General features: G+C 69.3%; 10 protein-coding genes and 1 pseudogene. 10 read left to right on the forward strand and 1 reads right to left on the reverse strand.

The features are described from left to right. The first annotated feature begins 136 nt into the window (after positions 1-136). The 10 genes from lpxD (at position 137) to IQ216_RS07795 (ending at position 9371) form a co-directional block, all read left to right on the forward strand. On the forward strand, positions 137-1228 hold the full coding sequence (gene lpxD / locus IQ216_RS07750; RefSeq protein WP_193815025.1) for a UDP-3-O-(3-hydroxymyristoyl)glucosamine N-acyltransferase: 1092 nt from the start codon (positions 137-139) through the stop codon (positions 1226-1228). 44 nt (positions 1229-1272) lie between these two features. Next, positions 1273-2358 carry a 3-isopropylmalate dehydrogenase gene (gene leuB / locus IQ216_RS07755; protein WP_193815026.1) on the forward strand — a complete coding sequence of 362 codons (1086 nt, stop codon included), beginning with the start codon at positions 1273-1275 and terminating at the stop codon, positions 2356-2358. 110 nt (positions 2359-2468) lie between these two features. Continuing rightward, positions 2469-3371 (forward strand): phosphoribulokinase, encoded by a 903-nt coding sequence (locus IQ216_RS07760; protein ID WP_193815027.1) that lies wholly within the window; start codon positions 2469-2471, stop codon positions 3369-3371. 146 nt (positions 3372-3517) lie between these two features. Continuing rightward, complete coding sequence (locus IQ216_RS07765) at positions 3518-3769, forward strand: hypothetical protein (RefSeq protein ID WP_225875820.1); 252 nt, start codon at positions 3518-3520, stop codon at positions 3767-3769. Positions 3770-3779: 10 nt separating this feature from the next. Continuing rightward, positions 3780-4655 carry an A24 family peptidase gene (locus IQ216_RS07770; RefSeq protein WP_193815028.1) on the forward strand — a complete coding sequence of 292 codons (876 nt, stop codon included), beginning with the start codon at positions 3780-3782 and terminating at the stop codon, positions 4653-4655. 53 nt (positions 4656-4708) lie between these two features. Further along, positions 4709-5596 carry an acetyl-CoA carboxylase, carboxyltransferase subunit beta gene (gene accD, locus IQ216_RS07775; RefSeq protein ID WP_193815029.1) on the forward strand — a complete coding sequence of 296 codons (888 nt, stop codon included), beginning with the start codon at positions 4709-4711 and terminating at the stop codon, positions 5594-5596. Beyond that, complete coding sequence (locus IQ216_RS07780) at positions 5593-6030, forward strand: hypothetical protein (protein ID WP_228007275.1); 438 nt, start codon at positions 5593-5595, stop codon at positions 6028-6030. Before accD ends, IQ216_RS07780 begins: the two co-directional genes overlap by 4 nt. Before the next feature lie 19 nt (positions 6031-6049). Next, positions 6050-7141 carry a Gfo/Idh/MocA family protein gene (locus tag IQ216_RS07785; RefSeq protein ID WP_193815030.1) on the forward strand — a complete coding sequence of 364 codons (1092 nt, stop codon included), beginning with the start codon at positions 6050-6052 and terminating at the stop codon, positions 7139-7141. Positions 7142-7492: 351 nt separating this feature from the next. Then, positions 7493-8566: a class II fructose-bisphosphate aldolase gene (fba, locus tag IQ216_RS07790; RefSeq protein WP_186699367.1), complete on the forward strand. Its 1074-nt coding sequence runs from the start codon at positions 7493-7495 to the stop codon at positions 8564-8566. A 109-nt stretch (positions 8567-8675) separates the two neighbouring features. After that, entirely contained in the window at positions 8676-9371 is a 696-nt protein-coding gene (locus IQ216_RS07795) for an alpha-ketoglutarate-dependent dioxygenase AlkB (protein ID WP_193815031.1), read from the forward strand. Here the strand turns inward: IQ216_RS07795 and IQ216_RS07800 are convergent. Next, a pseudogene (locus IQ216_RS07800) lies at positions 9283-9626 on the reverse strand (UPF0182 family protein); the annotation flags it as partial. The gene IQ216_RS07795 and the pseudogene IQ216_RS07800 sit on opposite strands and share 89 nt — an antisense overlap.

The following is a 9626-nucleotide window of genomic DNA, read 5'->3' on the forward strand; positions in this document are numbered from 1 at the left end:
GCGCCGAGCTGCGCCAGCTGATCGGCCAGGCCGGGGTGGAGGTGGTGCACCGCGACCACATGGCCCTGGTTGGTGAGGCCGCGGTCGGTCACCGCGATCGCTCTACGATCCGGCCCAGCTCGTAGTTCCAGCGGCCATGCGCTTCAGCGACCTGCTCGGCCTCCTGAGCGATGTGCAGGCCGCCGGTGGTGCAGGGGCCGTGGCCCACCACCTGGCAGGCGACCCCGGCATCGAGGGGGCCGCCGCCCTCGACCAGGCCGGTGCCGCCCAGATCTGCTTCCTCGAACCGGGCCACGCGCTCAGCGCAGCCCTGGATGGCTGCAACGCCGCCGCCGTGCTGCTCCCCGCGCGGGGCGAGGAGGCCCAGGCTCTGCAGGAGCTGGCCAGTGCACGCGGCCTGGCCTGGGTGGCCCTGCCCGACCCGCGGCTGGGCTTCGCCGAGGTACTGGAGGCGCTGTTTCCTCCCGCCCCCCTGCCGGCGGGCGTGGCCCCCAGCGCCGTGGTGGACCCAACAGCGCAGCTGGGGCTCGGCAGCCACATCGGCGCGAACGTGGTGGTGGGGGCCAGGGCCGCGATCGGGCCCCACTGCTGCCTGCACCCTTCCGTGGTGCTCTACGACGACGTGGAGCTGGCCGAGGGCTGCACGCTGCACGCCGGCGCGGTGCTCCATGCCGGCACGCGCCTTGGCCGGGGCTGCGTGGTGCACGCCAACGCCGTGATCGGCAGCGAGGGCTTCGGCTTCGTGCCCACCGCCGCCGGCTGGCGCAAGATGCCCCAGACCGGCCGGGTGGTGCTGGAAGACGGCGTGGAGGTGGGCTGCGGCAGCACCATCGACCGCCCCACGGTGGGCGAAACCCGCATCGGCGCCGGCACCAAGATCGACAACCTGGTGCACATCGGCCATGGCGTGACCACGGGCCGGGGCTGTGCCCTGGCCGCCCAGGTGGGGATCGCCGGCGGAGCGCGCCTGGGGGACGGCGTGATCCTCGCCGGCCAGGTGGGGCTGGCCAACCGGGCCGTGATGGGCAACGGGGCGATCGCCTCCTCGAAGTCTGGGATCCACGGCAGCGTGGCCGCCGGCGAGGTGGTGAGCGGCTATCCCGCCATCCCCAACCGGCTGTGGCTGCGCTGTTCGGCGGCCTTCAGCAAGCTGCCCGAACTCAGCCGCCAGCTGCGGCAGCTGGAGAAGCGTCTGGGCGCGCAGGAGCAGTCCGGGGGGCAGCGCTGAGGCCGACGCGTAGCCTCACGCTCCAGGCTCGATTGCCTCCCCTGATGACCTCCCGCCACCGGATCACCCTGCTCGCCGGCGACGGCATCGGGCCGGAGATCCTGGCCGTCGCCCGCCAGCTGCTCGACGCGGTGAGCCTCCGGCACGGCTTCAGCCTCGACTACGACGAGCAGCCGATCGGCGGCGCCGCGATCGACAGCTGCGGCGTTCCCTTGCCGGAGAGCACCCTGGAGGCCTGCCGGGCCAGTGATGCCGTGCTGATGGCCGCCATCGGCTCGCCCCAGTACGACAGCCTGCCGCGCCAGCAGCGTCCTGAAACCGGCCTGCTGGGCCTGCGGGCCGGCCTGGGGCTGTTCGCCAATCTGCGGCCGGTGAAGATCCTGCCCGCCCTGATCGAGGCCAGCAGCCTGCGGCGCGAGGTGGTGGAGGGGGTGGATCTGATCGTGGTGCGGGAACTCACCAGCGGCATCTACTTCGGCAGCCCCAAGGGACGCGTCGAGACCGACGCCGGCGTGCGCGCCTTCAACACCATGGCCTACAGCGACCACGAGATCGACCGCATCGCCAAGGTGGGCTTCGAGCTGGCCAAGGAGCGCAGCGGCCGGCTCTGCAGCGTGGACAAGGCCAATGTGCTGGATGTGTCGCAGCTGTGGCGCGAGCGGGTGGAGAGCCTCCAGGCCAGCGCCTATCCGGAGGTGGCTCTCAGCCACCTGTACGTGGACAACGCCGCCATGCAGCTGGTGCGCCAGCCGCGCCAGTTCGACGTGCTGCTCACCGGCAACCTGTTCGGCGACATCCTCAGCGATGAGGCGGCGATGCTGAGTGGCTCGATCGGCATGCTGCCCTCGGCCTCCCTGGGCAGTGACGGGCCGGGCCTGTTTGAGCCGATCCATGGCTCCGCCCCGGACATCGCCGGCCAGGACAGGGCCAACCCGATGGCGATGGTGCTGAGCGCCGCCATGATGCTGCGGGTGGGCCTGCAGCAGGAGGTCGCCGCCGCCGCCCTGGAGAGCGCTGTGGATCTGGTGCTGGCCCGGGGGTATCGCACCGGCGACCTGATGGCCCCCGGCTGCACCGAGCTGGGCTGCGCCGCCATGGCCGACCAGCTGCTGGCCGCCCTGGAGGGCTGAACCGGCAGCCAACCGGGCCAGCCGGCTGGCCAGGCAACGTTCCATGGGGCTTGGCTGGGCCTGGGGGGGCGACCTGTCAAACTCAGCCGGAGTTTCACTGATCCCCGCGCATGTCGAAGCGTCATCCGGTTGTTGCTGTCACCGGGTCGTCCGGCGCGGGCACCAGCACTGTGAAGCGGGCTTTCGAGACCATCTTCCAGCGCGAGGGCATCACCCCGGCCGTGGTGGAGGGCGACAGCTACCACCGCTATGAGCGCGGGCCGATGAAAGAGGCCATGGCTGCGGCGATGGCGAGTGGTGAGAACTTCTCCCACTTCGGTCCGGAGGCCAATCTCTTCGACAAGCTCGAGGAGCTGTTCCGCAGCTATGGCGAAACCGGTGGCGGTCAGAAGCGCTACTACCTCCACTCCGTGGAAGAGGCCGCCGAGCACAACGGCCGCCTGGGCGTCAACCTCGATCCGGGTCAGTTCACCCCGTGGGAGCCGATTCCCGCCTCCACCGATCTGCTGTTCTATGAGGGGCTGCACGGCGGCGTCGTGGGCGATGGCTACGACGTGGCCGCCCTGGTGGACCTGTTGGTGGGCGTGGTGCCGATCACCAACCTGGAATGGATCCAGAAGATTTCCCGCGACAGCGCCGAGCGTGGCTATTCGGCCGAGGCGATCGTGGACACGATCCTGCGCCGCATGCCGGACTACATCAACCACATCTGCCCCCAATTCAGCCTCACCGACATCAACTTCCAGCGGGTTCCCACGGTGGACACCTCGAACCCGTTCAAGATCCGCAACATCCCCACCCCGGATGAGAGCTTCGTGATCATCCACTTCCGCAAGGGTGCCCGGGAGAAGTGGGGGATCGACTTCACCTACCTGCTCGACATGATCCACGACTCCTTCATGTCCAGCCCCACCTCGATCGTGGTGAACGGCGGCAAGATGGGCTTCGCCATGGAGCTGATCCTCACCCCGATCATCCACCGCATGATCGAGGTGAAAAAGGCCGCAGCCTGAGCTGGCCAGCAACGGCTGCATCCGCATAACGGCAACAGCGCTTATGCTGTGCTGAGCAATCTGGAGGCGGTGAGACCATTAGCAACGCCCCATCCGGACCACTCTGTCCTTCCTTTCTGATCCCTGGAGCGTCTGCCTCTCCCGGATTGAATCTGCGTCTGGATCGCATCAACAGCCAGCAGGTGGTGCTGCTGGCCCGACGGGCTCTGTTCAGCTACATGGAGCGCTGCCCCGGCGGCCCTGATCCCTGCGGCGTGGTGCTCCAGGCCGAGCGGGGACGCGTGGTGCTGGAGATGCCGGTGTTGCTGCCTGATGAGCAGTTCATTCCGATCGAGCTGATCCGGGGCCGGCTCACCCGGGGCGGAGGCAGCCGCCTGCGCTGGGCCAGGCCCAGCTGAATCCCCAGCCATGGCGCCCCTCCTGTCCAACCTCACGGCACCGGCCCCCTCACCGCCGGAACTCTGGCTGTGGGGAGCCTTTGTGCTGGGGGCCTGTGTTGGCAGYTTTCTGAATGTGGTGGTGTGGCGMCTGCCCCGGGAAGAATCCCTGCTGAGCCCCCCGAGTCACTGCCCCCGCTGCGGCACCCGTCTGGCCTGGTTCGAGAACATCCCGCTGCTGAGCTGGCTTGGGCTGGGCGCTCGTTGCCGCCACTGCCATAGCCGGATCCCAGTCCGCTATCCCCTGGTGGAGCTGCTCACCGCCGGGCTCTGGGTGGCAGCGGTGCTGGCCGTGCCCAGCGCCATGGGGCCTGAACCGCTGGCCTGGGGGAGGGTGCTGGCCGGCTGGCTGCTGCTCAGCTGGCTGATTCCCCTCACCCTGATCGACCTGGATCGGCTCTGGCTGCCCGAACCGCTCTGCCGCTTCGGACTGCTGCTGGGTCTGGCCGCCACGGCCCTGCTCGGCCTGGCCCAGGGGGGGGCAGTGGGCCGGGCCCTGGTGCTGAACCATCTGCTGGCCGCCGGGCTGGGGCTGCTGGGTTTTGAGGCGATGAGCGCCCTCGCTGAACGAGTGGTCGGCCAACCGGCCCTTGGCCTGGGCGATGCCAAGCTCGCTGCCCTGCTGGGCGCCTGGCTGGGGCTGGGCGGCCTGGGGATCACCGTGGCGCTGGCCGTGGGCTCTGGCGCCCTGGTGGGGCTGGCCGGTCGGCTCAGCGGCCGGCTGGCCCGCCACGATCCAATGCCCTTCGGCCCCTTTCTGGCCAGCGGCGGGGCCGGGGTGTGGCTGCTGGGCAACGGCTTCTGGATCGAACTGCTGGGGCGCTGGGGTCTGGTGGGAGCTGGCTGATCGGCAAGCGCCTTAAATGGTTCCTCCAGCCCGATGCGTCTCGCCCTGCGCCGATGTCCCTGTTCGACTGGTTCGCCGATCGCCGCAAGCCGCCGCCGGTGGTGCGCGTCACCCAGGAGCCGGAGGAGGGGGATGGCCTCTGGAGCAAGTGCCCGGACTGCGGCTTGGTGGTGTACCGCAAGGACCTGATCGCCAATGCCAGTGTCTGCAAGGGCTGCGGCCACCATCACCGCATCCACAGCGAGGAGCGCATCCGCCTGATTGCCGATCCGGGCAGCTTCGAGCAGCTCGATGCCGATGTGGCCCCCACCGACCCCCTCGCCTTCAAGGATCGGCGCAGCTACACCGACCGGCTGCGCGACTGCCAGCAGAACACCGGCCTGCGCGATGCCGTGGTCACCGGTCTGTGCCGCAGCAGCGACCTGCCGCTCGCCCTCGGCGTGATGGACTTCCGCTTCATGGGCGGCTCGATGGGCTCGGTGGTGGGCGAAAAACTCACCCGTCTGATCGAAACGGCCACAGCCCGGCGTTATCCGCTGCTGATCGTGTGCTCCTCCGGCGGGGCGCGCATGCAGGAGGGCATGCTCAGCCTGATGCAGATGGCCAAGGTGTCCGGCGCGCTGCAACGCCACCGCGCCGCTGAACTGCTCTACATCCCCCTGCTCACCCACCCCACCACCGGTGGGGTGACCGCCAGCTTCGCCATGCTGGGAGATCTGATCCTGGCGGAGCCCAAGGCCCTGATCGGCTTTGCCGGCCGTCGTGTGATCGAGCAGACCCTGCGCGAAAAGCTGCCCGACGACTTCCAGACCGCCGAATACCTCCAGGACCATGGCTTCGTGGATGCGATCGTCGCGCGTCCCGACTTCCGGGCCACCCTGGCGGAGCTGCTGCGCCTGCATGGCTGCCGCGAACAGGTGACGGCAGGAGCCACCCCATGAGTCCCCGCCAGTCGTTGTGGTCGCTGCTCGCTGGCCTGGTGCTGGCCTTGCTGCTGCTGGCACCGTTGCCGGGCCTGGAGCTGGGACGGGGGCTGGACATGGCACCGGCCGCTGCCGGCTCGGTGGACTGGCACGAGGTGCCAGCAACGGACGAGGGGCGCCAGTGGTGGGATGCCGGCAGCCTGCACCGCAGCCGTGGCGGCAACCTTTCGGTGCTGAGCCGTTTTCAGCCCGCCAGCGACTCTGACCAGCCCCGCATGGGCGATCTCTATGTGATGGAGGTGGACTGCGGCCAGAAGCTCTACCGCGACACCTCAATCAACGGCCTGCCCCAGTTCGGCTCCGAGTGGCAGCCCGCCGCCGGCGACAACCTGATCAGCTCGGTGATCGCCGAGAGCTGCCAGGCCGGTGCGGCGCTGCTGCAGGCTGCCTGAATCCCTTCTCCCTGTTCCGATGGCCGTGAGCCCCGCCACCCTCTCCCAGCGCCCCCTGGGCGTGGCCGTGGCCGGCCTCGGCTTCGGCGCGAGCGTGCACCTGCCGGCCCTGCGGGCCTGTGCCGGCACCGAACCGGTGGCCCTCTGGCACCCCCGCCAGGTGCGGCTGGACCGCGTCTGCGGCGAGCAGGAGCTGCCCGGCCACAGCGACTTCGCCGCCCTGCTGGCCGATCCCAGGGTGGAGGCGGTGGTGATCGCCACGCCGCCAGGACCACGCTTTGCCCTGGCCCGGCAGGCGCTGGAGGCGGGAAAGCACCTGATGCTTGAAAAGCCCGTGGCCCTCAACGCCGGCCAAGTGGAGGAGCTGCAGCGGCTGGCCCTGGCCAGGGGGCTCACGGTGGCGGTGGACTTTGAATACCGGGCGGTGCCCCAGTTCCAGCAGCTGGACGCCCTGCTGCGCAGCGGTGAGCTGGGCGATCTGGTGCTGGTGAAGCTCGACTGGCTGATGGGCAGCCGGGCCGATGCCTCCCGGCCCTGGAGCTGGTATTCCCAGGCCGAGGCCGGCGGCGGAGTGCTGGGGGCCCTCGGCACCCATGCCTTCGACATGCTGCGGTGGTTCGTGGGTCCGGGCCGGCGGGTGCATGGCCAACTCAGCACCGCCATCGGCGAACGTCCCCTGCCGGATGGCAGCGGCCGGCTGGCCGCCGTGGACGCCGAAGACGTTGCCCTGGTGCAGATGGAGCTGGAGGCGGCCGATGGCCGCATCGTGCCCGCCCAGGTGGCCCTCTCTTCGGTGGCCCGCCGCGGCCGCGGCTGCTGGCTGGAGCTCTACGGCCGCCAGGGCACGGCCGTGCTGGGCTCCGACAACCAGGCCGACTACGTGCACGGCTTCCAGCTCTGGTGCTCCCAGGCCGGGGAGCCGCTGCGCCGGCTTGAGCCCGATCCAGCCCTGGCCTTTCCGCGCAGCTGGGAGGACGGCCGCATCGCGCCGGTGGCCCGCCTGCATGGCTGGTGGAGCCAGGCGGTGCGGGAGGGGCGACCGATGGTGCCAGGGCTGGCCGAGGCCGCGAGCAGCCAGCGCTGCTGCGATGAGGCCCGCCGGGGCCACTGAGCGCCACGGGCACCGACCCCAACAAGCGCCAACATTCGGTAGCAACCGCTACGCTTTAAGGGCGTTGACCTGGGGTTTGCCCGGTCCTGCCTCCCACGGGCAGTAGCGCTCCACCCACCGCGATCCGCTCGATCGGGAGCTCCGTCCATGTCCATCACCACCGCCCGTCAGCTGGCCCGTCAAGCCGAGGCCGCCCGCCGCGCCGCCAAGCAGAGCGAGTTCAGCCTGCAGGCCCTGCGCCGCCAGCACCTGATCGACTGAGTCGCCCGGCTTACCACGCCAGGAGCCAAAGCCGCGGGGGGCATCACCTAGACTGCGCCCCAGTTCCGTTTCCTTTCTGCGAGGTTTCCCATGGCGTTGGTTCCGCTTCGGCTGCTGCTTGATCACGCTGCCGAGAACGGTTACGGCATTCCCGCGTTCAACGTGAACAACCTGGAGCAGGTGCAGTCGATCATGGAGGCGGCGTATGAAACCGACAGCCCCGTGATCCTGCAGGCGTCCCGCGGTGCCCGCGCCTATGCCGGTGAGGCCTTTCTGCGCCACCTGATCCTGGCCGCCACCGAAACCTATCCGGACATCCCGGTGGTGATGCACCAGGATCACGGCAACAGCCCCGCGACCTGCTTCGGCGCTGCGGCCAACGGCTTCACCTCAGTGATGATGGACGGCTCCCTGGAGGCCGATGCCAAGACGCCCGCCTCCTATGAGTACAACGTGCGCGTCACCAAAGAGGTGGTGGACGTGGCCCACGCCATCGGCGTGAGCGTGGAGGGCGAGCTGGGCTGCCTCGGCTCCCTCGAAACCGGCAAGGGTGAGGCCGAGGACGGCCACGGCTTCGAGGGTGCTCTCTCCAAGGAGCAACTGCTCACCGATCCCGCCGAAGCCGCCGACTTCGTGGCCAAGACCAAGGTGGACGCCCTGGCGATCGCCATCGGCACCAGCCACGGCGCCTACAAGTTCACCCGCAAGCCCACGGGCGAGGTGCTGGCAATCAGCCGCATCGCTGAGATCCACAAGGCTCTGCCCAACACCCACCTGGTGATGCATGGCTCCTCCTCGGTTCCCCAGGAGTGGCTCGACATGATCAACAAGTACGGCGGCGCCATCCCCGAGACCTACGGCGTGCCCGTGGAAGAGATCCAGGAAGGCATCCGCAATGGCGTGCGCAAGGTGAACATCGACACCGACAACCGCCTGGCCTTCACCGCTGCGGTACGGGAAGCAGCCGCCAAGGATCCCGCCAACTTCGATCCCCGCCACTTCAACAAGCCTGCCCGGGCCTACATGAAGCAGGTCTGCCTCGACCGCTACCAGCAGTTCTGGTGCGCCGGCAACGCCAGCAAGATCAAGCAGCGCGACATCAACTACTACGCCGCCCTCTACGCCAAGGGCGAACTGGAGCCCAAGGTGGCCGTGCCCGCCTGATCGCTTCTACTCCCACGGCCCGCCAAGGCGGGCCCAAACCATGCAGGGGGCCTAGGCCCCCTTTTTTGTTTGCATCGTCGCCGATGATCCCGCCTTGGAGCGAGCCTCGATGAGCGGCCAGCTGGGCATCTTTGACCCCTCCCTCAGCGCTGCTCCACATCTTCAGGAGTTACCTGGCCTTGCCCTGCGCTTCTGGCCCAGCTGGGCCGGCCCCGAGGCCGACGGCTGGATGGAGAGCCTGCGCCTTGACGTGCCCTGGAAGCAGGACTCCATCACCCTGTTTGGCCGCACCCACCCCGTGCCCCGCCTCACCTGCTGGGTGGGCGATCTCGGCTGCTCCTACAACTACAGCGGTGTTGCCAACCCGATCGAGCCCTGGTCGCCCCTGCTCCAGCAGCTTCGAGAGCGGGTGCAGACCGCGGCGGGCTGCCGCTTCAACTCCCTGCTGCTGAACCGCTACCGCGATGGTCGCGACGCGATGGGCTGGCATGCCGATAACGAGCCGGAGCTCGATCCCCGGGCGCCGATCGCGTCCCTGAGCTTCGGGGCTCCCCGCAGCTTCCGGCTCAAGCCCAGGGCCTCTGGCCGCAATCAAGGCAAGCCCCTGGCCTACGAGCTGGGGCATGGGGACTTGCTGGTGATGGATCCCCCCACCCAGGAGCATTGGCTGCACCAGGTGCCCCGGCGCCTGCGACTGCGGCAGGAGCGCATCAACCTCACGTTCCGTCGGATCCGTTCAGCGGCTCCACCGCCGTGGCCGCTGTGGAGCGACCGGGGTCGAGCAGGGCCTCGAGGGCTTCGCTGAGGCTGGCCTCCATCGCAATCCGAGAGCTGTCGCTCACCACCACCCGCGTCAGGGTGGGCAGGCCGCCGGCCCGGGCCTGCAGGTACACCGGCTCCACATAGAGCAGACCCTCGCCGATCGGCACCACCAGCAGATTGCCCTGGATCACCTTGGAACCGGCCCGGTCCCAGAGGCCGAACTGCTGGCTGATCCGCGGGTTCTGGTTGATCAGGGCCTGCACCTGCTCAGGCCCGTAGATGGGCAGCTGGCTGGGGA

This window comes from Cyanobium sp. LEGE 06143 (assembly GCF_015207535.1).
Lineage (GTDB): Bacteria > Cyanobacteriota > Cyanobacteriia > PCC-6307 > Cyanobiaceae > NIES-981.

Coding starts and splice junctions, on each gene's coding strand:
- lpxD (WP_193815025.1), top strand. CDS start 137: ATGCGCTTCAGCGACCTGCTCGGCCTCCTGAGCGATGTGCAGGCCGCC.
- leuB (WP_193815026.1), top strand. CDS start 1,273: ATGACCTCCCGCCACCGGATCACCCTGCTCGCCGGCGACGGCATCGGG.
- IQ216_RS07760 (WP_193815027.1), top strand. CDS start 2,469: ATGTCGAAGCGTCATCCGGTTGTTGCTGTCACCGGGTCGTCCGGCGCG.
- accD (WP_193815029.1), top strand. CDS start 4,709: ATGTCCCTGTTCGACTGGTTCGCCGATCGCCGCAAGCCGCCGCCGGTG.
- IQ216_RS07780 (WP_228007275.1), top strand. CDS start 5,593: ATGAGTCCCCGCCAGTCGTTGTGGTCGCTGCTCGCTGGCCTGGTGCTG.
- IQ216_RS07785 (WP_193815030.1), top strand. CDS start 6,050: ATGGCCGTGAGCCCCGCCACCCTCTCCCAGCGCCCCCTGGGCGTGGCC.
- fba (WP_186699367.1), top strand. CDS start 7,493: ATGGCGTTGGTTCCGCTTCGGCTGCTGCTTGATCACGCTGCCGAGAAC.
- IQ216_RS07795 (WP_193815031.1), top strand. CDS start 8,676: ATGAGCGGCCAGCTGGGCATCTTTGACCCCTCCCTCAGCGCTGCTCCA.